The 23,574-nt window shown below is 67.0% G+C and carries 22 protein-coding genes; 5 read left to right on the forward strand and 17 right to left on the reverse strand.

Going from position 1 to position 23,574, the window contains the following annotated elements; all coding sequences use genetic code 11:
* Positions 1-76 precede the first annotated feature (76 nt).
* Both ORK51_RS05260 and ORK51_RS05265 read left to right on the forward strand, forming a co-directional pair.
* On the forward strand, positions 77-796 hold the full coding sequence (locus ORK51_RS05260; RefSeq protein WP_266084421.1) for a DUF2968 domain-containing protein: 720 nt from the start codon (positions 77-79) through the stop codon (positions 794-796).
* A 120-nt stretch (positions 797-916) separates the two neighbouring features.
* Positions 917-2,296: a serine hydrolase domain-containing protein gene (locus ORK51_RS05265; protein ID WP_266084422.1), complete on the forward strand. Its 1,380-nt coding sequence runs from the start codon at positions 917-919 to the stop codon at positions 2,294-2,296.
* A 17-nt stretch (positions 2,297-2,313) separates the two neighbouring features.
* Here ORK51_RS05265 and ORK51_RS05270 read toward each other — a convergent pair whose 3' ends face one another.
* From ORK51_RS05270 to ORK51_RS05300, 7 genes are all read right to left on the reverse strand, one after another.
* Positions 2,314-2,748: a hypothetical protein gene (locus ORK51_RS05270; RefSeq protein ID WP_266084423.1), complete on the reverse strand. Its 435-nt coding sequence runs from the start codon at positions 2,746-2,748 to the stop codon at positions 2,314-2,316.
* Between the two features lie 127 nt (positions 2,749-2,875).
* The gene (locus ORK51_RS05275; protein WP_019185090.1) at positions 2,876-3,343 is read right to left on the reverse strand and encodes a GNAT family N-acetyltransferase; all 468 of its coding nucleotides are present in this window, start codon (positions 3,341-3,343) and stop codon (positions 2,876-2,878) included.
* 106 nt (positions 3,344-3,449) lie between these two features.
* Positions 3,450-6,173, reverse strand: a complete 2,724-nt coding sequence (locus tag ORK51_RS05280; protein ID WP_266084424.1) for a TonB-dependent receptor plug domain-containing protein — start codon at positions 6,171-6,173, stop codon at positions 3,450-3,452.
* A 198-nt stretch (positions 6,174-6,371) separates the two neighbouring features.
* Positions 6,372-7,139, reverse strand: a complete 768-nt coding sequence (locus ORK51_RS05285; RefSeq protein ID WP_019185088.1) for a SapC family protein — start codon at positions 7,137-7,139, stop codon at positions 6,372-6,374.
* 301 nt (positions 7,140-7,440) lie between these two features.
* Positions 7,441-8,217, reverse strand: a complete 777-nt coding sequence (locus tag ORK51_RS05290; RefSeq protein ID WP_266084425.1) for a CDP-diacylglycerol diphosphatase — start codon at positions 8,215-8,217, stop codon at positions 7,441-7,443.
* Between the two features lie 98 nt (positions 8,218-8,315).
* Positions 8,316-8,951: a decarboxylase gene (locus ORK51_RS05295; protein ID WP_266084426.1), complete on the reverse strand. Its 636-nt coding sequence runs from the start codon at positions 8,949-8,951 to the stop codon at positions 8,316-8,318.
* A gap of 100 nt (positions 8,952-9,051) precedes the next feature.
* Positions 9,052-9,546 carry a DUF1543 domain-containing protein gene (locus ORK51_RS05300; protein WP_266084427.1) on the reverse strand — a complete coding sequence of 165 codons (495 nt, stop codon included), beginning with the start codon at positions 9,544-9,546 and terminating at the stop codon, positions 9,052-9,054.
* A 170-nt stretch (positions 9,547-9,716) separates the two neighbouring features.
* Between ORK51_RS05300 and ORK51_RS05305 the strand changes: the two genes are divergently transcribed.
* Complete coding sequence (locus ORK51_RS05305; RefSeq protein ID WP_266084428.1) at positions 9,717-10,022, forward strand: hypothetical protein; 306 nt, start codon at positions 9,717-9,719, stop codon at positions 10,020-10,022.
* 79 nt (positions 10,023-10,101) lie between these two features.
* Here ORK51_RS05305 and dld read toward each other — a convergent pair whose 3' ends face one another.
* The 7 genes from dld to ORK51_RS05340 all read right to left on the reverse strand — a co-directional run bounded on the left by dld (position 10,102) and on the right by ORK51_RS05340 (position 17,407).
* The gene (gene dld, locus ORK51_RS05310; protein WP_266084429.1) at positions 10,102-11,823 is read right to left on the reverse strand and encodes a D-lactate dehydrogenase; all 1,722 of its coding nucleotides are present in this window, start codon (positions 11,821-11,823) and stop codon (positions 10,102-10,104) included.
* Positions 11,820-12,980, reverse strand: a complete 1,161-nt coding sequence (lldD, locus tag ORK51_RS05315) for an FMN-dependent L-lactate dehydrogenase LldD (protein WP_266084430.1) — start codon at positions 12,978-12,980, stop codon at positions 11,820-11,822. The genes dld and lldD overlap by 4 nt, the downstream gene beginning before the upstream one ends.
* A gap of 3 nt (positions 12,981-12,983) precedes the next feature.
* Entirely contained in the window at positions 12,984-13,748 is a 765-nt protein-coding gene (gene lldR, locus ORK51_RS05320) for a transcriptional regulator LldR (RefSeq protein WP_070427410.1), read from the reverse strand.
* Positions 13,749-13,815: 67 nt separating this feature from the next.
* A complete protein-coding gene (gene lldP / locus ORK51_RS05325; RefSeq protein ID WP_266084431.1) occupies positions 13,816-15,474 on the reverse strand; it encodes an L-lactate permease in 1,659 nt (552 codons plus the stop codon).
* Positions 15,475-15,659: 185 nt separating this feature from the next.
* The gene (locus tag ORK51_RS05330) at positions 15,660-16,094 is read right to left on the reverse strand and encodes a VOC family protein (RefSeq protein ID WP_019185079.1); all 435 of its coding nucleotides are present in this window, start codon (positions 16,092-16,094) and stop codon (positions 15,660-15,662) included.
* Positions 16,091-16,549: an MgtC/SapB family protein gene (locus tag ORK51_RS05335; RefSeq protein WP_019185078.1), complete on the reverse strand. Its 459-nt coding sequence runs from the start codon at positions 16,547-16,549 to the stop codon at positions 16,091-16,093. The genes ORK51_RS05330 and ORK51_RS05335 overlap by 4 nt, the downstream gene beginning before the upstream one ends.
* A gap of 99 nt (positions 16,550-16,648) precedes the next feature.
* Entirely contained in the window at positions 16,649-17,407 is a 759-nt protein-coding gene (locus ORK51_RS05340) for an SDR family NAD(P)-dependent oxidoreductase (protein WP_070425303.1), read from the reverse strand.
* A 208-nt stretch (positions 17,408-17,615) separates the two neighbouring features.
* Between ORK51_RS05340 and ORK51_RS05345 the strand changes: the two genes are divergently transcribed.
* Positions 17,616-18,710 carry an alkene reductase gene (locus tag ORK51_RS05345; RefSeq protein WP_266084432.1) on the forward strand — a complete coding sequence of 365 codons (1,095 nt, stop codon included), beginning with the start codon at positions 17,616-17,618 and terminating at the stop codon, positions 18,708-18,710.
* Between the two features lie 100 nt (positions 18,711-18,810).
* Here the strand turns inward: ORK51_RS05345 and ORK51_RS05350 are convergent, their stop codons facing one another.
* The 3 genes from ORK51_RS05350 to ORK51_RS05360 all read right to left on the reverse strand — a co-directional run bounded on the left by ORK51_RS05350 (position 18,811) and on the right by ORK51_RS05360 (position 22,553).
* Positions 18,811-20,706 carry a CocE/NonD family hydrolase gene (locus ORK51_RS05350; RefSeq protein WP_266084433.1) on the reverse strand — a complete coding sequence of 632 codons (1,896 nt, stop codon included), beginning with the start codon at positions 20,704-20,706 and terminating at the stop codon, positions 18,811-18,813.
* Positions 20,707-20,805: 99 nt separating this feature from the next.
* Positions 20,806-21,201 (reverse strand): hypothetical protein, encoded by a 396-nt coding sequence (locus ORK51_RS05355; RefSeq protein WP_266084434.1) that lies wholly within the window; start codon positions 21,199-21,201, stop codon positions 20,806-20,808.
* A complete protein-coding gene (locus tag ORK51_RS05360; protein WP_266084435.1) occupies positions 21,198-22,553 on the reverse strand; it encodes an MFS transporter in 1,356 nt (451 codons plus the stop codon). The genes ORK51_RS05355 and ORK51_RS05360 overlap by 4 nt, the downstream gene beginning before the upstream one ends.
* A 106-nt stretch (positions 22,554-22,659) precedes the next feature.
* On the opposite strand from ORK51_RS05360, the gene ORK51_RS05365 reads away from it, so the two are divergent.
* Positions 22,660-23,556, forward strand: coding sequence for a LysR family transcriptional regulator (locus ORK51_RS05365; protein ID WP_266084436.1), 897 nt, complete (start codon positions 22,660-22,662; stop codon positions 23,554-23,556).
* Positions 23,557-23,574: the final 18 nt, after the last annotated feature.

The raw sequence follows: 23,574 nt of genomic DNA on the forward strand, positions 1-23,574 counted from the left end.
AGGCCACGCGATTGTGCGTGCTAGACTCCGGCGGGGACTTTACTTCACTGATAATCCACTCGTGGATGGCCTGAATATGCGAGAGAGAAAAGGGGTTGGTTCCATCGTCGCGCACGCGCTGACCGGTGGGATTGTGTTGCTGCTGTCGTTGAGCGTCATTCCGCAGGCCCTGGCCGCGCGCGCACCGCGTGCCGAGCCGGCCGTGGAGACCGCCGTTCGCCCGGCGCCGGTGGTCCGCAATACCGTGGACGAACTGCGCCAGCTGGTCGACTCCAAGCAGCTCACCGAGCTGCGCACCACCTATAACGGCAGTTACGGTGCCAGCCTGCTGTTCAATACCAGCACGCTGAATTACTACGTGGCGCTGTTCCACGAGAAGGACTTCTGGCGCGTGATCAAGACCGATTCGGTCGACAACGCCGAGAAGGTCTACCGCACCTTCGTCGAACAGACCGAACAGCTGGCCCAGGTGTATATCGATACCACCCGCCTGCAGGCCGGCAAGCGCTATACCGAAAACCTGGTCGCCTACAACGAAGAGCGGCTGCGCAGCCTGCAGCAGGAAGCCGATCTCCAGCGCCAGCAGTCGCTGCAGGTCAGCGCCTCGCTGGAACAGGCCAAGCAGCAGGCGGTCAGCCTGAGCACCGACCTGCGCAGCAGCCACAGCGAACTGGACGCGCTCAACCAGCGCATCCAGATGCTGCAGGCCCAGCAGCTGAACCCGGCGCTGTCGCTGCCGTCAGCCGAGTCGGCCACGCCGGCACCGGCGCCGCAGGGCAACCCCGGCACCCCGTAACGGCATCGCGCGCCCTGCCCCGGCAGGGCACGTCACGGACGGCGCCGATGGCGCCGTCTTTCATTCCGGTGCAGTACCCTTGGTGGCACAGACGTCCTGCGCATCAGCAAGGAGTGCCCCATGCCCGTTCCGCGCCTCCACATCGCCCTGACCCGCGTGCGCGCCGCCTTGGCGTCATCCCGCGCCCGGCTGGCCGCGGCCCTGGTCGCGGTGCTCGCCCTGCCGGGCGCCGCCACTGCCGCTCCGGCCTCGCCCACCTCGCCGCCGCTGTCGGCCGAAGCGTCCGATCCCAGGCTGCTCGGCTGGATGCAGGGCGCGCCGCCGCCGGAAGACAAGCGCATCCGTTACACGGATGACGATTATTTCAGTTTCCCCAAGCTGCGCTGGACGGCCTGCCATTTCCGCCAGTTGATGCCCACCGTGGGCGTCAGCCGGGGCCCCGGCGCGGCCCGTGACCTGCCGCGCCGGCTGGATGCCGCGATCGACGCGCTGTCGTTCACGCCCACCGGCACCCACCGTCAGATGACCTGGGCACAGTCACTGGCGGCCAACTACACCGACGGCATCGTGGTGCTGCACGACGGGGTGGTGGTCTACGAGCGCTACAGCGGCTGCCTGGACGAGCACGGCCAGCACGGCGCGATGTCCGTCAGCAAATCGATGACCGGCCTGCTCGGCGAGATGCTGGTCGCCGAGGGGGTGATCGATGAAACCCAGCGCGTCAGCGCGATTGTGCCCGAGCTGAAGGACAGCGCGTTCGGCGATGCCACGGTCAGGCAGGTGCTGGAGATGACCACGGCACTGCGCTACAGCGAGGACTACGCCGACCCCAACGCCGAGGTCTGGGCATTTTCCGCCGCGGGCAGCACCCTGCCCCCGGCCCCCGGCTACACCGGGCCACGCAGCTATTACGATTACCTGCAGACCGTGCAGAAGCAGGGCCGCCACGGCGAGGCCTTCGGCTACAAGACGATCAACACGGACGCGCTGGGCTGGATCATCGCCCGGCGCACGGGGCAGTCGGTTGCACAGCTGCTGCAGTCGCGCATCTGGCAACGCCTGGGCGCCGAGCAGGACGCGTACTACACCGTTGATTCCACCGGCACGCCGTTTGCGGGCGGCGGCTTCAATACCGGCCTGCGGGATCTGGCCCGTGTCGGCCAACTGCTGCTCGACGACGGCAAGGTCGACGGCCAGCCCATCGTGCCCGCCGCCGCGATCGCCCGTATCCGGGCCGGCGGCAGCAAACAGGCCTTTGCCAAGGCCGGTTACGCGCAGCTGCCGGGCTGGAGCTATCGCGGCATGTGGTGGATCTCCCACAACGACCATGGCGCCTACATGGCGCGCGGCGTGCATGGCCAGGCGCTGTACATCGACCCCACCGCACGGGTGGTGATCGCGCGCTTCGGCTCGCATCCGGTCGCAGCCAACAGCGCCAACGACCCGACCACCCTGCCCGCCTTTGATGCCGTGGCGCGGTATCTGATGGCGCAGCCATGAGCGTGCGTGCCGGCTGACTACCGGCACGCATCGTGCACCAGGTCATCCATTCGCCGGCTGAGCGCCAGGCTCGGCCGGCCGCCCACTTTCCGGTAGGCCGTCTCGCGCTGGCGTCGCGCGGCGGCGCAACGGACAGGATCGGCATGCACGGAGATGACCGCCCCCCGGATCGCGGGCGTCGGGCGGACACTGCGTCGCGGCGGACGCTTCTGTCGCGCGGGCGCAGCCTCAGCACGCCGCTTGGCCTGGAGTTCCTGCCGCAGCGACTCGATATGGATCTCATTGGCCCAGGTATCGGCGGGCGGCGGCATCTCGCGGATGCGCTCGGTGCGTCCCTCGCACGGGGTGGACTGATAATGACGCGCGCCGTCGACCAGGCAGGTATGCACCTGTCGCGGCGGCAGATCCACCGCTGTGGCGCTCATCATCAGGGTCAGCCACCACGCGGGCATCGCATCGCTCCGTCCAGATGCGCCCAGCATGTTTCAGAGGCGGATCACCGAGCCGTGACCGGCTGCACAGTGAGCGGGCGATGCGCATGCCCCTGACACGCCATTACTGCCATGCCCTACCCAGGTGCTATGGCCTGGCGCCCACGTGCAGTTCCAGCACTTCGTCACCCAGGGCGTCGATCTCGCCGGTCGGCCGCCAGCCCAGGTAGCGATAGAAGCCATGCGAGCGCACCGCAGGGTCCGCCGCACACCCCAGGATCAGCCGCGAATGCCCGGCCTCGACAAGATCGGCGATGGACATATCCAGCAGCCGCCGACCGATGCCCTGCCCTTCATGGGACGGCAGCATTGCCAGCACCACAATCTCGCCGCCGTCGCGATCGCCGAAGCAGTAGCCGACCATGTGCTCGCCTTCCAGCGCGATATGCCCCGGCAGTACATCGTCACGGATACCGGCCGCCCAGCTGTCTTCGGTGATGCCGAGTCCGGCAAGCTCGGCCGCGGAAAACGCATTTTCGCGGGTGCGCCCACGCAGATCGATGCAGGCAGCGGCATCGCCCGGCACGGCGCGACGGTAATGAATCGGGTGGGTCATGCGTGCTTCCTGCAACCGCCGCAACACTCGGCGGCGCGCAGTATACCGTCGCATGCGCTGTAGACCCAAACGCAGCGGGCCCGGCATTGCCGGGCCCGCGAGGGACTTACAGGAAGCGGTAATCGAACTCCAGCCACAGCTGGCGGCCGTAGGGGTCGTAGTTGCCGACCGGATAGAACGGCCAGCCGCCGCCGTTCTTGTCCGCCGGCGGGCGGCTGTCGCGCAGGTTGTTGACGATCAGGCCGAGCGTGGCGTTGTCGTTGAGCTTGCGATACAGGCTGGCGTTGTAGGTCATGTACGGCGCGATGCGACCACTGCCGTCGGTCTTCGGCAACGAGCCGTAACGCATGCCGTACAGGGTGGCGGTCCAGTCGTTGATCGCCCAGGTCACGCTGCCGTTGACCTTGCTGCGCCACTGGTAGGAATCCAGCGAGTTGCGCTGGTCCTGCACGTCATCGCCGGCGAACTGGCGGTAGCTGTGATCGATCACCAGCGAGTACGCGACGCGGGCGGAGAAACGACCATAGCGGCCCGCGTCCCAGCGCAGGTTCGACTTCAGGTCGATGCCGCGCACGGTTTCGGAGGCGGCGTTGATCGGGTTGATCAGCACGCGCACGACCTGGTTCGGCTGCACTGCCGCGTCGGCCGGGTTGCGGATCACGCGACGCAGCGCGTCCTGGCATTGTGCCGAGCCGATATCGCGTGCGTCGCCACCCACGGTCTGGCCGAGGCGGCAATCGGCTTCATCCTTGAGGATGCGGGTGGCATCCAGGTTGGTGACCTCATCGTCGATGCGGATGTCGTAGTAATCGGCCGTGAAGTCCAGATTGGCCGACGGGGACCACACAAAACCCAGTCCATACGATTTGGCGGTTTCCGGCTGCAGCTGCGGATTGGCACCACTGGTGTAGTCGATCGCCAGGCCGCTGAAATCGCAGTCGTCGTACGCCTGGCCGGCACTGCGGCAGCGCCAGTAATCGGTCATGCCGGGGTTGTAGCCGCGCGTTTCGGTGGCGAACACGTAGTTCATGTCCGGCGCACGGAAGCTGGTTGCGGCACTCGCGCGCAGCAGCAGCGTATCGAACGGACGGAACTCCAGGCCGGTGCTCCAGGTGGCCTTGCCCAGATGATCACCGGCAGCACGATACTGGTCGTAGCGACCGGCCACGGTCGCGGTCAGGCGCTCCAGCAAGGGCAGCTGCAGCTCCACCCCGGCGGCATAGCGATCGCGCTCGCCACCGGCCGGGATGCCGGCGTCGAGGTTCCAGAACACGCCCTGTCCCAAGGCCGGGTCCGGGCGGTTGCGGTAGCCCTGGCTTCCGGCTTCGACCACGGCGGCCAGCGCTGCACGGCCGCCGGGCAGATCGAACAGCTGGCCGTTGACGCTGACGCTGGCGGTCTGCAGCCACGCAGCGTTGCGGCTCTCGTAGCGGTCCGACAGCCCCTCGTACTCGCCCGGGGTCAGCGGCTGGTACAGGCGCGACGGATCCGGCGCATACACTTCAACGCCATCGCGGGTGCCCAGTTGTGGGCCCAGCAGGTACGCATTGATGCCGACCAGCAGGCCCGGGCGCTGCGTCCTGTTCTCGTAGCGCGAGCGGCTGTAGGCCGCTTCGTAATCCCAGTCCGAGCCGCCGATGCTGCCACGGGCGCCGACGTTGAACGACCACGACTGCTCCAGGAAGCGGTTGGCATTGCGCTGCACGCCACCGATCTCTTCGGGCGCGAAACGCCGGTACCAGCTTTCCAGCTGACCGCTGTTCTGGTTGTAGAAATAATTGCGCGAAGAGGTCCAGCTCGGTGCGCGGGTGTTGTTGTAGATGCGCGCAGTGCCGATCGCCGCATCGGCGAACAGTTCCTGACGGTCATTCAAGCGCCAGGTCACCGCGCTGTACGCATCAATGTTGCGCTTCTCGGTCTGTACGGTCCAGAACGTGGGCGCGGCTTCATTGCTGCCGCAGTACCAGCCCTGGCGGGGATTCTGCGCACGGAAGACGCTGCCGCCGTACAACGTGCTGGCGGCATCGCAGCCATCGGCACCGGGATCGATGTAGTTGTTGGTGGAGGCGTTGCGGCGATACGCCACGGCCGTCGCGAGCGGTGCCACGCCGCGCGGATCGTCGGTGAGCGAATCCATGAAGTCGCGCTGCGAACCGTAGATCGCTTTGCGGTTGGCGATCTCCAGGCCGAAGATCGCGTCCCAGTTCTCACCCGAACCGCCACCGACCGCCTGCAGGCGTTGGTTGTCGCCGCCACCCTGTTCGGTGGTGCCGGCGCGGACATTGATCCCGACGCCGTCATAGGTTTTCTTCAGGATGATGTTGACCACGCCGGCGATCGCATCGGAGCCGTACACCGCCGAGGCGCCTCCGGCCAGCACTTCGATCCGGTCGATCAGCGCGCTGGGGATGTTGGCCAGGTTGACCACGTTGACCGAGCCTTCGTAGGCCAGCGGGTAGTCCGACTGCCGGCGGCCGTTGACCAGCACCAGGGTACGGTTGGGGCCGAGGCCGCGCAGGTTGATGGTGTTGGCAGCCGGGGTGAAGGTGTTGCCGAAATCCTCGCCCTGCACGTTGCCGGTGTTCTCGGTCAGCGCGCTGAGTGCCTCGAACGCACTGCGGTAGCCCTGCGCCTCGATCTGCTCCTGGGTGATCACGGTGACCGGGGATGGACCTTCCACGCTGGCGCGGGGGATGCGCGAGCCGGTGACGGTGACGGCCTCCAGCTGGGTGGGTGCATCGGCCGCGTGGACCAGCGATACCGCACCAAGCAAAGGCAACAACGACACAACCAGGGCCCGCCGACGCAGCGGGCGATACAGCACAGACATGCAGATTTCCGGTAAAGACGTACGTGCCGGCGGGGTCGGGCCCGTGCCGGAGCGTAGTGAGGGAGGGGCCGTGATTCTGCTGAACAGGCGGAAAAGGAGGAAATGACCGCCCGCGATATGCTTATCGATATTTCGCCTAAGCAACGAAAAACGGCGGCCCTGCGGCCGCCGTTTCCGTGACACGCCGTGCGCCCGGACTCAGGCGTCGGCAGGCAGTGCGCTCTGGCGGTTCACCAGTGCGCTGAAACGTGCCAGCGAGCTCAGGTGGTGGTGCACCAGCGCCAGCCAGCCACTGCGATGCCAGGCCACGACGGTGGCGTCCGGCAACGCGGCGAACTTTTCCACATCCACGACCTGGAAACCGTTGACCGACATCTGCCGGCCGTCAGCGAGGGTGACGTCGATGTTGCGGTCGATCAGCAGTTCGTTTTCGATCAGGGCGGCAGTGAAGCGGCGGGTCTGGTCATGCTCGCGGGTGTAATCGCCGCAGAAGCGCATGGCGTTGTCGACGATCTCGGTGGCCTTGCCATCCTGGAACAGCGGCACGCCGTCCTCGCTCTGGCCCTGGTTGACCTGCCTGGCGGCCGAATCCAGCGCGAGCACGTACTCGTCCTGATCACCGGCCTGCATGAACACGAACGGATAGCGGCGCACGTAGGCCGGCACGTAGCTCTGCTCGTCCCACACGCCATCGGTAACGAACAGGTTGCGCTGTGCCAGGCCGACGGCGACCAGCGGCATCGCGTCCTTGCCGGTGAAAATGATCGGGTAATGCTGGGCCAGCGAACCGAATTCGCCGATCACGGCGGGGATCGCGTTGGTTTCCCCGGCAAAATGCGCGGTGTCCGGCACCAGGCGCCAGGCGGCGTGCAGATCCGAGCGCAGCGGAACGGGCGCCTGGTAGAACAGCGGACCGGTGGCCTGGGACGGCGCAGCGGCGGGCGGAGTCGTGGTTTCAGCAGTCATGGATTAAGTCGGATACGTCGCGCCAGTCAGCCCGGGCGCGAAAGCGGGAACCGCATAGAACGGCCACTATAACGTGCCACGTCCGAGGTTTTTATTTCAATCGCGCTGGATTCCCCGCGCCCCGCGATCGTCCGGTGATTCCACGGTAGCCCGGCACTGCCTCTGATCGGCGATACAGGCGTCGTCCGGGAAGCGAGATGCACGCCGCCAGGAGCAGGCCGGATCCAACACGGTGCGCAGGTGCGACGTTTTTACCCGGCCATGCGCAAGCCGATGCTGCGCGCCCTGCCCTGGCACCGCCTCACAGCACACCGTCCAGCGGGCCGGCGGCACCGGTCAATGCGGCGCAGGCGTGATCCTGCAGCTCCTCACCGCTGGCCTTGTTGCCCGCCGCCAGGTCCAATCGGGTGGCCAGCAACACGAAACCGGGCGCACCGGAGGGGCCGGTCTGCCCGGCGACCACCAGCGACCAGTTGCCGATATCGGCCGGATCGGACAGATGGGCGGCCAGCAGACGCACCGGGTTCGCGGTGAGCTCGGCACCGGGCAACTGGCGGGCGAGATAGGCATGCCCGCGCAACGGCTCCGGCAGCGGCTGCCAGCTGGCGCCGATGACCGGCTGCAGCCGGCGCAGCTGGGCCAGGACATCCGCGCGCAGGCAATCCACGTGGATGTGCAGTTGGTGCTGGGAGCGGCCATGGGGCGAATTCAGGGCCAGGCTGGCCACATCGCGCGGCAGTGCCATCCCGAGTGCCTGCTCGGTGTGGCTGCGCGCGTTCCACGCGGCGGCGAAGTAGTTGGGGGCACCGGCACGCAGCAGCGCCGGGCTTTCGATGCCCGAGATGCGGTCCAACGGCAGCACCAGGAACTGGTAGTGACCGTGCGAATCCTTGAGCAGCACATCGCGCCGCTGCGCCTGGGCAGACACGGCCAGGCAGCTGCCGCGGGGGGCGGCCTCGCCGGCGCAGTCGCGCTGGATGATGCCCCACAGGGCGTCTGGATTGGCAGGCGGTCTGGCCGGCGGCCGGGGCGGCGTGGCGCAGGCTGCCAACAGCAGCACCGCACAGGGCAAGGACAATCGGGCGATCACGGACAAGCTCGGACAGGAATGCGGGCCCAGCCGGCCGTGCCGATGGGCGGGCGTGATTGTACCGCGCCGTTTCTGTCGCTTCCGTGTCAGTAGGTGCTGTACGGCACCTCGACCACCACCGGTGCGGCCGGCGCCGGCGCCGGCGGCTGCAGGGTGTAGCGGTCCAGCGCGCCATTGTCATCGGCGAAGCGCTGTGACTGCACCTGCAGGCGGTACGTGGTGGTACCGAACTTGACGCTGCCGCCGCTGGCATCCAGCGCGGCACCGGCCGGCAGCAGCAGGCCGCCGAGGTCACTGTAACCGCCGCCTTCCTGCGAGAAGACATGGTCGACCAGGTCGCCCTCGCGCTTCATCGCAAACACATGCGGGTCGCCGTGGCGGCGGTTGTAGTCCTCGTTGCCGAGCAGATCGGCGATCCACACCCCGGGCAGCCGGTAGCTGGTTTCCAGGGCAATCGCATCGAGACGGTCACTGTCTACCACCAGGCAGCAGACCGCCTGCTTGTTTTCGCGGTCCAGGATCGCGAAGCGCTCGCCCCTGGCAACCTCGCGCGGCAGGATCGCAAACGGCTGGTTCCTCAGGACCGGCTCGGCGCCACTGGCCGAATGCAGGTTGCGCCAGCCACCGAACACCGGTGCGTCCGGCTCGGCCGCCACGGCGTTGCCGGCCATCGTCATTCCCAGTGTCACGATCAATGCGGCCGTGATCTTCCTGCTGTGCATGCGCTACTTCCGTTGGTTGACCTGTCGCGGCGACATCGCCGGACCTCACAAGACCGCGACACTATGCGCCAGCAGCGGGCCGGCGGGCAATCGGCGCCGCTCAGCCGATCACGATGTAGTCACTGACCAGGGTGATCCCGCGGTGCTCACCGCGCTCAAGCTGCACGTGGCGGCCACCGACCTGGTCGATGGCGATGCAGTCGTCCACCTCCAGCAGGGCATCGGTATGCGGCTTGAACCAGCTGGTATCGCGCAGGGCCTTGGCCTTGCGCTTGGCCGCCTCGGCATCCGTGGCGACCAGCAGCCGGTAATCGTGCGCCTCGCCCAGCGCGCCGGCGGCATACCCGCCGAGATTGAGGAAGTACAGGCGCGGCGCGCCCACGGCCGGGGCCGCGTCGCCGAAGCGCACCCGGTACGCCTCCACCCCATCCACCGCGAGCCAGCCATCGAGATGCAGCCCTTTCCGCTCACCGAACCAGTCCTGGCGCAGCTGCGGGTAGGCCTCTTCAATGGCATCGACGTTGGCGAAGGCCACGTCGTGGACCTCGATCCGGGCGCGGGCATGTCGCCCACCCAGCATGAACACGTGCAGCACCTGCGACTCCCGGCATGGCCGATCTGAGAGGCCGCCAGTGTAGCGCCGGTGGCCGTTGCGCCCTGCCCCAGCAGCCGCGTGGGCTGCGTCCAACGGTCGCGGGGTGCCCACCACACGCCGATGCACACCGCGGTGGTATGGTCGGCGCCTGACCCCGCAGGAGCGACCCGATGGCATCCCTTTTCCGTTACCCCCTCGCCGCGATCACGCTCGCCGGCACCCTCTCGCTGGCCGCGTGCGTGAGCACGCCGGGCCCGGAGATCAAGGGTCCAGGCGTGTGCAAGGCCGATGCCCTGGGCTGGGCCATCGGCCAGCCGGCCGACGAGGCGAACATGCGCAAGCTGCTGGTGCAGAGCGGCGCCGGCCTGATCAACCCGATCGGCCCGGCCACGATCACCACCCGTGACCTGCGCCAGGATCGGCTGCGGGTGTTCATCGACAAGGACAACGTGATTACCGCCGTCCGCTGCGAATGAAGCCCCGCGGGTAGAGCCACCCCATGGGTGGCTGTGCCGGCGTATCGCAGGTTTCAGGGCAGCCACCCATGGGGTGGCTCTACCCGTGGGGGGTGCAGTCGCAGCTGCCCCATCCGCGCGTCTTCGCGGTCTGGCCGATGCCCGGGTTGAACGTATTGCTCGGATCCAGTTGCTGGTAGAACGCCGCCAGTGCCGGCTTGGCCGGGTACAGATGGCCCACGTTGTGCTCGGCCGGATACTCCGCCCCACGCGCGTCCAACAGCGCCCACATCACGTGCTCGATGGCCAGCGGATCCTCGCCCTTGCGCACGATGTAGTCCTGATGGAACACATGGCACAGGAAATGCCCGTAATACAGCTTGCCGGCCAAGCGTGCGTCGAGTTCGGCCGGCAGGTGTTCCACCCACGCGCGGTCATCGCGCCGTAGTGCCACGTCCAGGGCCACGATGTCCTCGACCTCGCGCCGGTGCACCTCGCGATAACGCACGGCCGCGCCGGCCACCGCAAAGCGGTGCAGGAACGCCTTTCGCCCCTCCTCGGCCGTGCACTGGAAGAAGTCGCCCTCGCTGTCAGCGAAGTGAGTGCGCAGGAAGGTTTCGGTGGCGGCGGCATCCACCGCCGACACCTTGAGCAGCAGGTGGTGCTCGTAGCGGTCACGGAACCGGCCCATGCGCGCGGGCAGATGGCGTGGCAGGCAACGCATCGCCCACTGGATCACGCGGTCGGTGACCCCGCGCAGGCCAAGGCTTTCGAACCATCCATCGACGCGGCTTTTCAGCGCGAACGCCGCCGGCACCCTGGCCGTGCCGAAGCGATCGATGAGCAGGAAGGTGTCCTTGCCGTACCGTTCGCCGATGTCGTACGCCTCGCGGTGAAGGTACTCGCCCGAGATCGGCAGGCGCTCGAACGCGGTCAGCAGATGGCGGCGGATCGCGGTCAGATCCTCCATCGCATTGCTGCCGATGTAGAACACCTCGCCGGGCTCGCGCGCAAACGTATCCAGCCGCACCGCGAACACCGCCAGCTTGCCGGCCGAGCCGGAGGCTTCGTAGTGGCGCGAGGGATCGGCGTTGTAGCGGGCCGGCGTGGCTGCATCGACCTGGCGCACCTGCTCGGCATAGCGCGGGTCGGAGGCGGCGCGGTCGTTGCCGTTGTCCACGTCGGCGGGCGCGTAGTCGCCGCGCTGCAGCCGCTCCAGGATCTGCTCGGCGGTATCGCCCAGCGCGATGCCGAGATGATTGACCAGCTGCAGCTTGCCGTTGGCATCGACCTGGGCGAACAACGCGAGTTCGGTATAGGCCGGGCCGCGTCGCACCAGCGAGCCGCCGGAGTTGTTGCAGACCCCGCCCAGCACCGAGGCACCGATGCACGACGAGCCGATCACCGAGTGCGGTTCGCGGCCCAGTGGCGCCAGCTCCTTCTCCAGCCGGTCCAGCGTCGCCCCGGGCAGGCAGACCACCTGGCGGCCCTCGTTGATCAGCTGCACACCGGTCAGGCGCAGCGTGTTGAGGATGACCACCGGACGGTCATAGTCGGCACCATCCGGCGTGGAACCGCCGGTGAGGCCGGTGTTGGCCGCCTGCATGATCACGATCGCGTTGGCCGCCACGATGGCCTGCAGGGCGCGCCACTGTTCCAGCAGCGTGCCCGGGCGGACCACGGCCAGCACCGGGCCATCGCCGAAACGGTAGCCCTTGCGGAAGCGCCGGGTCGGCTTGTCGCCGCACAGCACGTGTGCATCACCGACGATCGCGCGCAGCTGCGCCAGCAAGGCTGCCGTGCCCCGGGATGCCGCGTTCATGGTGCGGCCGCGAGGCGACGCGTGGCGTCCACCAGCGAATCGCGGCTGATATCGGCGATGGTCCTGGCGCCGGTGAGCGTCATCGCCACGCGCATTTCCTTGGCCATCAGGTCCAGCAGATTGGCCACGCCGGCCTCGCCCTGCGCCGCGAGGGCATACACGAACGCACGGCCGAGCAGCACGCTGTCGGCGCCGAGCGCGATCATGCGCACCACGTCCAGGCCGTTGCGGATGCCCGAATCGGCCAGGATCTTCAGCTCACCCTTGACCGCATCGGCGATCGCCGGCAACGCCCGCGCGGTGGACAGTACCCCGTCCAGCTGACGACCGCCGTGGTTGGAGACGACGATGCCGTCGGCCCCGAAGCGAACGGCGTCACGCGCATCGTCCGGATCAAGAATGCCCTTGATCACCATCGGTCCGCTCCAGAACTCGCGGATCCACTCCAGGTCTTTCCACGAAATGGACGGATCGAAGTTGTTGCCCAGCCAGCCGATGTAATCGGCCAGGCCGGTCGGGCTGCCCCGATAGATGGAGATGTTGCCCAGATCGTGCGGGCGGCCGAACAGGCCCACGTCCCATGCCCAGCGCGGGTGCGTCATCGCCTGCAGCATGCGCCGCGCCGGCGCGTTCGGGCCACTCATGCCCGAGTGCGCATCGCGGTAGCGCGCGCCCGGCGTGGGCATGTCCACCGTGAACACCAGCGTGGTCACGCCAGCCGCCTTGGCCCGCTCCAGCGCATTGCGCATGAAGCCGCGATCCTTGAGGACATACAGCTGGAACCACATCGGCCGATCGATGGCCGGGGCCACTTCCTCGATCGGGCAGACCGACACGGTGGACAGCGTGAAGGGAATCCCCCGGCTCGCCGCCGCCCGCGCCGCCTGCACTTCACCGCGGCGCGCATACATGCCGGTCAGCCCGACCGGCGCCAGCGCCACCGGCATCGCCAGGCGCTCACCGAACAGCTCCGTTTCCAGGCTCAGATCGGACATGTTGCGCAGGATGCGCTGGCGCAGCGCGATCTCGGACAGGTCCGCGACGTTCCGCTTCAGGGTGTGCTCGGCATACGCGCCGCCATCGATGTAGTGGAACAGGAACGGCGGCAGGCGGCGTTGTGCCGCTGCGCGGTAATCGGTGGAGGCGGAAATGATCATGGGTCAACCGTGGGAAGAAGGAAGCCGTGACGCACGTGCGCGCCGGGCCTCGTTGTCATCGAGCGTGCGCAGGGAGGTGTGCACGAATTCCAGGTGCGCGTGTGCGGCGGCACGCGCGCGTTCGGGGTCGCCGGAGAGCACGCCATCCATCATCTCGCGGTGCTGGACGGACAGCGGCTCGAAGGTGCGGGCGGAGGTATAGAGCTTCTCGCGGCTCTGCGAGATGTTGGTCTGCAGCAGCTCGAACAGGCCACGCATCACCTGCAGCAGCACCAGGTTGTGCGAGGCCTCGGCGATGGCCAGGTGGAAGGCGGCATCGGCCTGCGCTTCGCCGGCCGGATCGTCCTTGCCATGCGCAGCCATCATGGTGTCGAAGGCCTGGCGGATCTTCGCGCGGTCTTCGTCGGTGGCGCGCAAGGCGGCGTGCCACGCAGTCGCCCCTTCCAGCGCGTGGCGGATTTCCAGCACGTCGAAGCGGTATTCCGGGTCGCCCTGGAACAGCGGCAGGTACGGGATCAACGGCTCATCGATGGCCTGCCGGGCACGGGCCGCCGGCTCGCTCACGTAGGTGCCGCCGCCGACCCGCGCGCTCAGCAGGCCCTGGCTGGCCAGCTGCGCGATCGCCTCGCGCAGCGCCGTGCGCGAGACCCCCAGCTGCACCGCCAGCGGTCGTTCGGCCGGCAGGCGGTCACCCGGCTGCAGGTTCTGCTCACGGATCAGGCTGCGCAGCTGCGCGGCCACCTTGTCGGACAGGCGTTCGTTCTTCATGCCGCCATTGTCGCCCGCGTGGCGGGCGATGGGGTCGATGCCGGTAGCCGGACTGCCGCGCATGGGCTCAGGGAATCATCCAGGTCAGCCAGTAGGCCTGCACCGTGGTGATGATGCCGACCATCACGGTGAAGATCAGGCTGTGCTTGACCGTGAAGCGGAACAGGTCCGATTCCTTGCCGGCCAGCCCGACTGCCGCGCAGGCAATCGCGATCGACTGCGGCGAGATCATCTTGCCGGTCACCCCGCCGGTGGTGTTGGCCGCGACCAGCAGCACCTCGGATACGCCGATCTGCTGGGCAGTGGTGGCCTGCAGCGCGGAGAACAGCGCATTGGAGGACGTATCCGAGCCGGTCAGGAACACGCCCAGCCAGCCCAGGAACGGCGAGAAGAAGGTGAAGGCCTTGCCGGTATGTGCCAGGGCCAGCGCCAGCGTGGCCGACAGGCCCGAGTAGTTGGCGATGAAGGCAAACGCCAGCACCATGCCGATGGAGTAGATCGGCACCTTGAGCTCCCGGGCGGTTTCGCCGAATGTGCGCAGCGCCGCGGCCGGGCGCATTTTCAGCAGCACGATCGCGATCACCGCGCCCAGCATGATCGCCGTGCCGGTGGCCGAGACCGCATCGAACGTGTAGACCGCCTCGTAGCCGGTCGGGACCGGCACGATCGGCGGCATTTTCAGCACCAGCTGATCCAGCGCCGGTACCGGAATCTTCAGCACCCAGTGCTCCAGCGCACCCCCGGTGGCGAACAGCGCCTTGAACGGCTTGATGCTCCAGATCGTGACCATCGCGGTCAGGATCAGGAACGGCGACCATGCCTTGACGATCTGGCCGGTGGAATAGCGCGGTGCCTCCAGTGCCTGGGCGGCAGCGTGTGCGCTGGTCTCGGTATCGAAGCGGAAGATGCGCACCGGCGTCCACTTGCGCAGGAACAGGGTCAGGCAGACCAGCGACGTCAGCGAGGCGGTGATGTCCGGCAGCTCCGGGCCAATGAAGTTGGAGGTCAGGTACTGGGCGATCGCGAACGAACCACCGGCCACCAGCACCGCTGGCCAGGTTTCCTTGATGCCGCGCCAGCCGTCCATGATCGCCATGATCCAGAACAGCACGATGACGGTCAGGAACGGCAGCTGGCGCCCGGCCATCTGCCCGATCTCGAATGCATCCAGCCCGGTCACCTGCCCGGCCACGATGATCGGAATGCCCATCGCGCCGAAGGCCACCGGCGCGGTATTGACGATCAGGCACAGGCCGGCGGCATACAGCGGCTTGAAGCCCAGCCCGACCAGCAGCGCAGCGGTGATCGCCACCGGCGCTCCGAAGCCGGCCGCCCCTTCCAGGAACGCGCCAAACGCAAAGCCGACCATCAGCATCTGCAGGCGCTGGTCTTCGGTGACCGACAGGATCGACGCCCGGATGATGTCGAACTGTCCGGTCTTGACCGAGACCTTGTACAGGAACACCGCACCCAGAATGATCCAGGCGATCGGCCACAAACCGTAGACGAAGCCATAACCGGCTGCTGCCAGCGCCTGCGACAGGGGCATCCGATAGAACAGCAGGGCCACCGCCAACGCGATCACCACGGTGATCGTGCCGGCCAGCCATCCCTTCATGCGCAACACGGCCAGGGCGACAAAGAAGAAGGCGATCGGCAGCAGCGCGATCAGGCTGGACAGCCAGAGGTTGCCAGCGGGGTCATACAGTTGTTGCCAGGCCTGCATCGGCGGATCTCATCAAGACGGACAGGGGTCCGCGCGGTCAGCACCGCGCGAGCCGAGAACGTCCAACAGCGATTATTGGTAGTACCAATAACCAAACTGCCTGTTGGAACTGCCCGCATTGAAACGCCAAACGCGAGACGAGCCTATTAGACCATAGGTCTACGTCCGAATATTGGTCCTACCATTCAGCAGCCGCAGTCGTTCGAACGACCTTTGAGTTCCACCGAGTTGCCGTCCGGATCGCGCAGGCGCAGCGAGAGGCCATCGCCCTCGGCACCGTAATTGCGCTCGGCCGGCCCACTGAGCTCTACCTGCAGTCCCTGCAGATGCACGCGCACCTGCTCGGCATCGAACGGTTCCACGCGCAGGCAGACATGCTCGACATTGCGCCCTTCCCGCCCGGGCGCCGCACCGCCCTTGATTCCCAGCGGACCGTCCACGCTGATCAGATCGATCAGCGACTCACCGGCATGCAGATGCACCATGCCCAGCGACGGCCGTTCGCGGGCGACGGTGCAGCCCAGAACGTCACAGTAGAAGCGCACCGCGCGGGGCAGATCCTGCACACGCAGCACCACATGGTCGATGCGCTGGATCTCGAAGGGACGTTCGCTGCTCATGACGACTCCAGTTTTCTGGCGATACGGCTGAATACCACCAGCACGATCAGGCACAACACACTCACCCCGACAGCGATCACATACTCGCCGATGCCAACCGCGATACCGATCGCGGCGGACATGATGAGTGAACTGGCGGTGGTAAGGCCGCTGACCTGGTCATCGCGCGAGCCCCGCAGGATCGTGCCGGCGGCAACGAAGCCGACACAGGCCACCACCGCCTCGATCAGACGCACCGGATCGACCTGCAGCAGGTCACGGTAGCGTTCCTCCTGGAAGTGTTCGGCAATGCTGTCGCCCAAGCCGACAATCAGTGCGGCTGCACCGGCGATCAGCATGTGCGTGCGCAGTCCGGCGGCGTGCTTGCCCATCTCGCGTTCGATGCCGAGCGTGGCGCCCAGCAGCATGGCCACGGCAATCCGCAGCAGGATCGATAGATCTTGTTCCAGTCCCATCTGCGTCTCTCATCCGGCAATGGACGGAGCGTCGCAGACAGGGGCGTCTGGGGACCGTGAAACCAGCGGCAGGCCCGGGTGAGCCTGCCACCACGTGTCTTACTGGGCCAGGTATCCGCCATCGATCGCGTAGTAAGTGCCGGTTGCAAAACCCGCATCCGCGCTGGCCAGCCAGGCCACCAGTGCGGCGACTTCTTCCGGCTTGCCGAGGCGTCCCAGCGCATGCTTGCTTTCCAGCGCCTGCTTCACCTTCGGGTCCATCTTGTCCAGCAACGGGGTGGCGATGAAGCCCGGGCCCACCGCATTGATGCGGATCTTGTCCGCCGCGTGTTCCCACGCCGCCGTCTGGGTCAGGCCGACCACGCCATGCTTGGCCGCAACATAGGCCGCCGAATTGTTGAAACCGACCTGGCCCAGGATGGAGGCCATGTTGATGATGCTGCCGCCCTTGCCCGCGCTGCGCATCGCCTGGATCTGCGCCCGCTGGCACACGAATACGCTGTTGAGATTGACGTCGATGACGTTCCTCCAGCCATCCACGGGGTAATCGCCACTGGCCGCCGACGGCCCGCCGATACCCGCGTTGTTCACTGCGATGTCCAGCCCACCGAGTTCCTGCACGGTCTGCTTCACGGCTGCTTCCACCGCGTGCTCGTCGGTGACGTTCAAGGCGATGCCGATCGATTTCACCCCTTTGCTGCGCAGCGCCTCGGCGGTCTTCTCGACGGCGTCGGCCTTGAGATCCCACACCGCCACCGCCGCGCCGGAATCGGCCAGCAGTTCGGCCACGGCCAGGCCGATACCGGAGACGCCGCCGGTGACGATGGCGACCTTTCCCTTGAGCTGATAATCAATCATCGCGTTGTTCCTCGGGTTGGAATAAGGCTGCGGGCACTGCCTGCCCATGCCTCGACCATACGCCGCGAAGACGTTACAGAACGTGCACAGCGTGCTCCGCAACAATCCTTCCCATCGCTGCAACGCACCTGCCCCTATGCTCGGGGTCGTACGCCCACATCCTTTCTTTCATCCGCCGCTGGCGGTCGCCCTCCCCCAAGGTAAGCCCATGACAGATTCCACTGACGGCCAATTGTTCTCCCCCACCCGTCTGGGGGCCATCGACGTCGCCAACCGCGTCGCGATGGCACCGCTGACCCGCAACCGCGCCATCAAGGACCGCATTCCCAATCCTCTGGCCATCCAGTACTACGAACAGCGCGCCAGCGCCGGGCTGATCATCGCCGAGGCCACCCAGATCAGTCCGCTGGGCCAGGGCTATCTGGATACGCCCGGCATCTACAGCCAGGACCAGATCGATGCCTGGAAAAAGGTCACCGACGCCGTGCACGCGCGCGGTGGCAAGATCGTGCTGCAGCTGTGGCACGTCGGCCGCATCTCGCATACCAGCCTGCTGCCCGAGGGCGAGGTACCGGTGGCGCCGAGTGCCCTGCGCGCCGATGCGAAGACCTTCACCGCCAAGGGCTTTGAAGATGTCTCCGAGCCGCGCGCCCTGCGCCTGGACGAGATTCCCGGCCTGATCCAGGACTATCGCCAGGCCGCACGCAACGCCATCACGGCCGGCTTCGACGGTGTGGAAGTGCATGCTGCCAACGGCTACCTGATCGACCAGTTCCTGCGTGATGGCAGCAACCAGCGCACCGACGAATACGGTGGCAGCATCGAAAACCGCACCCGCCTGCTGGATGAAGTGGTCAGCGCGATCGTTTCGGAAATCGGTGCAGAACGCACCGGCGTACGTCTCTCGCCGGTGACGCCAGCCAACGACGCTGCCGACTCCAACCCGCAGCCGTTGTTCGAACGCGCCGTGGAGCGTCTGGATGCCATCGGCCCGCTCGCTTTCATCCATGTGATCGAAGGCGCGACCGGCGGCCCGCGCGACAACATCGCCTTCGACTACGCCGCGCTGCGCGCCAAGTTCAAGGGCGCATGGATCGCCAACAACGGTTACGACCAGGCGCGTGCCGAAGCGGCGGTCGCCTCCGGCTATGCCGACATGGTCGCCTTCGGTCGTCCCTTCATCGCCAATCCCGATCTGGTCGAGCGCTTCCGTCTGGGCGTGGCGCTGTCCGAGCTGGACAAGGACACGCTGTACGGCGGTGGCGCGCACGGCTACACCGACTACCCGACGATCGACGGTTGAGTGTTGATCCTGTTGGGCCGGATGCACGTTCCGGCCCACCAGGGCGAGATGCGCTGCATGCTGGAAGTGCCGGCCGGTGGCCGGCACCTCCTTCAAGGGTTCAGTACACCGGCAACGAAATGAAGCTGGCCTGCTGCGGCGAATGCCAGACCTGCTGCGTTGCCTTCTGGTAATCGCCCGGCTTGGCGAGGTAGATGTTCGGCACGAACGTCTGCGGGTTGCGGTCGTACAGCGGGAACAGACTCGACTGCACCTGCACCATCACCCGGTGGCCCGGCTGGAACACATGGTTCGCGGTCGGCAGACCGAATTTGTAATCCAGTACCTGGTTGCTCGCGATCGCCTTCGGGTCGCTGAAGCTTTCGCGATACCGGCCACGGAAGATCGCCATCGAGACCGACAGCTCGTAGCCGCCCATCTCCGGCGTCGACGGGGTCTGGTCCGGATACACATCGATCAGTTTCACCACCCAGTCGCTGTCGCTGCCACTCGTGGCCGCCTGCAGATTCACCTGCGGTGCGCCACCGATCCGCAGCGGCTCGGTCAGCGGCTCGCTGACAAAGGTGAGCACGTCCGGGCGACCATCCACGAAACGCTGGTCCTTCACCAGCCAACTCGTCCACATATCGCGGTCAGCAAACCGCACCGGGCGCGGTACGAACGGCACCGGCTTGGCCGGATCGGATACATACGCCTCGAACGTGGCCTCCCCCGCCTGTGGTGCTTCAAAGGACAGCCTGCCGCCCGCGCGCAGGTACAGCGGCCGGGACTGCGCCGCGCTGCGCGGCCACTGCTGCAGCTTGTCCCAGTGGTTCTCCCCGGTGTTGTAGATCAACACCGGCGGTGTCTGCGCCTTGGGCGCGCCATCGACCAGGTACTGATCGAAGAACGGCTTGAGTACATCGCGGCGGAACTGCAGCGCGGTGTCGCCCTCGAACTTCAACGCGCCCAGGCTGCTGCCGTCATAGTTGACCTGGCTGTGCCGCCACGGCCCCATCACCAGATAGTTCAGCGTGTTGCCGGTGTCACGCGGCTCCATCGCCGCATAGCTGTGTACCGCGCCCCACATGTCTTCCTGGTCCCACAGGCCCTGCAGCCACATCGTGGGGACCTTCAGTTCGGTTCTGGCCATGCGCGCGTCCAGCGCCTGTTCCTGCCAGAACGCATCGTAGCTGGGGTGCTCGATCAGCTTGTGCCACCACGGCAACTGGTCCAGCCCGTTGGCCCTGGCGTAGTCACCGGCCGAGCCGGCGCGCAGGAAGGTGGTGTAATCGTCGTAGCCCACGCTGGGAATCGCCGGGCCCTTGCCGCGCTTGGCCAACTGGCCGGTGAAGTAGCCGAAATTGACCTGCCGGAACGCGCCGTAGTTGAGCCAGTCGTCGCCCATCCAACCATCGATCATCGGGCTCTGCGGCGCGGCCACCTTCAACGCCGGGTGCGGGTTGGTCAGTGCCATCACCACGGTGAAGCCCTCGTAGGACGAGCCCAGCATGCCCACCTTGCCGTTGCTTTCTGGCACGTGCTTGACCAGCCAATCGATGGTGTCCCAGGCATCGGTGGCGTGGTCGACCTTGGTGTTGTTGAGCGGCCCGCGTAGCGGCCGGGTCATCACGTAATCGCCCTCGGAGCCGTACTTGCCGCGGATGTCCTGGAACACGCGGATGTAGCCGCCATCCACGAACACTTCATCGCCCTGCGGCAGGATGTCACGCATGTTCGGCGAATCCATGCGCTTGGCACGATTGGCCGCATCGTAGGGCGTGCGGGTCAGCAGGATCGGCGCATTCCTGGCGCCCTTGGGTACCACGATCACCGTATAGAGCTTCGTGCCATCACGCATCGGCACCATCACCACGCGCTTGTCGTAGTTGTCCTGCGCCGTGGGGGTCACGAAGCCCTTGGCCGGAATGTCCGGGGTCATCGGCGAGGTCTGCGCCGACACACTGGCGGCGACCATCAGACTCAACAGCGCAACTGGCAATACACGCACACGCATGGGCTCTCTCCCGGCAGTGAAGGCAACGTCCGGAGCCTAGCGCTGCCCGGCCCGCACCGGTAGATGCCGATTGGCCTGGCGCAGGGCCTTCGTCCCCATTCAGCCGCCAACCACCGTTTCGTGCAAAGCCTGCCAGCGCAGCATGCCGTCGGTGCCGCCAACAAGAATGGCCAAGGACTCGCGCCGATTGCCGGTGCCCTGTGCGTCGCGCTGGTCTTCCCGATAGCGCACCGCGCATGCGCCTGTGCCCAGCGGCAGGTACGTCATTGCATCGATGGTGATGCGCAATCCCGGCCGGCTGCCATGCGCGACAGCGAAGAAGCCGGCCAGCGTGGATTTGTCCAGGCGGACACCACGGATGCCGACCATGCTGAAGTCCTCGCTGAAACGGGCCAGCAGGGTATCGAGCGCCGCCACCGGCGAGCAGCCGGTGAACCAGTCTTCGATCAGCACATGCAGGTCGTGGATCTCATTGAAGGCAAAGGTGTCATTCATGGGGAGGTTCTCAAGGAAAGGGCGGACGCCGGCAGGCGCCACAAGGGAAGGAGCGGCAGCAGGCTCATGGCCGCCGCCAGCACCAGGGTGAGTGCAAAGGCGTGATCCCACGTCACCGAAGAGAGCACCGCCAGCACACAGGCCAGCACCGCGGCGGCCAGGCAGAAGCTGAGTTGGCGGTTGAGATTCCACAGCGCGCTGCCCGGCAGCAGCTCCGCATCGGCCAGCCTCTGGAAGGCGAGCGTCTGGGCGCTGCTGCTGCACAGGCTGCCACCCAGGCCCATCAGCGCGAAGGCCAGCACGGGAAGCCAGGGCTGCTGGGCCTGCACGGCGATCAGCAGCACGATACCGACGGCCTGGCATCCCATCCCGGCACTCAGCAGTGGGCGCGCCCCGATGCGCGGCAGCCAGTGCCGTGCCGTGGCGATCGCACAGGCCGAGGCGATCGCCCACGGCAGCATGAAGCCACCGATGGCGGCGGCGCCGTAGCCTTGCCCATGCAGCAGCAACGTCGCCACCAGCTGGGTGCCGATGAAGGTCCCGGGCACCAGCAGGTAGACCGTCATCGCCAGCCGCAGCGACGCATGCCGCAGCAACGACCACTGCAGGACCGGATGATCCGTCCGGCGCGCACTGCGGGCATACATCGCCAGCACCAGGGTGGCGACCACCAACAGGCACGCGCCCAGCATCCGTTGCCCCGGCGCTGCGAGCAGTCCCAGCGCGACCAGCAACGCGCTCAGGCCCACGGAGCCCAGCAGCAGCCCACGCCGGTCCAATGCCGGCACGGCCACCGGTGCACCCGGGCGCACCCACGCGGCCGCCAGCGCGAAGGCCAGCACGGCCAGCGGCACACTGACCAGCAGCACGCCGCGCCACGAGCCCCACTCCACCAGCAGGCCGCCCAGCGTCGGTGACAGCGCCGGCACCAGCAGTGCGACCGCCATGATGCGGGCGGTCAGTCGCGTACGATCGGCCGGCGGGCATTCGCGGTAGGCCATCGCCTGCCCCACCGGAATCAACAGCCCACCGCCCAGCCCCTGCAGCAGGCGCCACGCGATCAGCCACTCGATGCTCGGCGCGGTGCCTGCCAGCACGGCGCCCACGGTAAACAGGGCCAGCGAGAGGCACAGCACCCGGCGTTCGCCCAGGCGCGCGGCCAGCCAACTGCCCAGTGGAATCACCAGCGTCAGGCCCAGCATGTAGCCATTGCCGATCCACGCCAGCTGCGGTACGGAGGCCTGCAGCTCCGCGGCGATGGCCGGATAGGCCACGGTGCCGATGAACATGTTCACCAGATCCAGCGAGAATCCCAGCAGGTACAGCGTTTCCACTCTGGCCCGGTATGTCATGGCGCGCTCCGATTTCGAGGCGGCAGCATGTGCGTTGGCGGCGGCTGGATAAACGGGCAACCGGATGCAAGACTGTCAAACCATTTTTGACAGTCAGAGCGCCCCCATGGTCAGCCTGGACCGCTTCGAGACCTTCAAGGCGATTGTCGATGCCGGCAGTCTGACCGCTGCCGCACAGCGCCTCGGCCAGAGCCGCGCCGTGGTGAGCTTCAACCTCAAGCGGCTGGAACAGGAACTGGGCGTGACCCTGCTGGTACGCAATACCCGCAGCCTGGCCCTGACCGAGGCCGGTGAACGCTTCTACCAGCACTGCACGGCGCTGTTGGCCACTGCCGAGCTCGCCATCGAGGAAGCACGCAGCGAACAGATGCAACTGCGCGGCACGCTGCGCCTGACCACCACGCCGGAATATGCGATCGCCCGGGTCGTGCCGGTGCTGGACTCATTCCGCGCCCTGCATCCCGAGCTGCGCCTGCACCTGTCCACCTCACCGGCGCCGGCGGACCTGATTCCCGAGCGGTTCGATCTGGCCATCCGCTTGGGGCGCCTGCAGGATTCGCAGCTGCGCGCGACCCTGCTGGACGAACACGCACTGTGCGCGGTCGCCTCGCCATCGTTGTTGGCCACGCTGCCCGATGAGGCCGCGCGCGATGATCCGGACTGGGTCCGCACGCTGCCAAGGCTGGGCTATCCGCGCCTGGCGGATCTCCCACTGGTGGCGCCCGATGGCAGCGACCAGCTGTTTGCCTGCAACCCCGCCCATGCGGTGGTCACGGTTGACAACGCCTCCACCCTGCGGGCGTTCGCGCTGGCCGGGGCCGGCGCGACCGTGTTGCCGCACTGGTTGATCGATGACGATCTGGCGCAGGGCCGGCTGCTGCCGATCCTGCGCCGTCATCGCTTCCCGCGCCAGGGAGTGTATGCGGTGTTTCCCAACACCGCCCAGCCCTCGCGCCGGGTCCGGCTGCTGCTGGCGCATCTGCGTGAGCACCTGCCGGGGTGACCGGAGGCACGACCCACG

It is taken from the genome of Stenotrophomonas sp. RIT-551 (assembly GCF_026241915.1).
GTDB lineage: Bacteria > Pseudomonadota > Gammaproteobacteria > Xanthomonadales > Xanthomonadaceae > Stenotrophomonas > Stenotrophomonas bentonitica_A.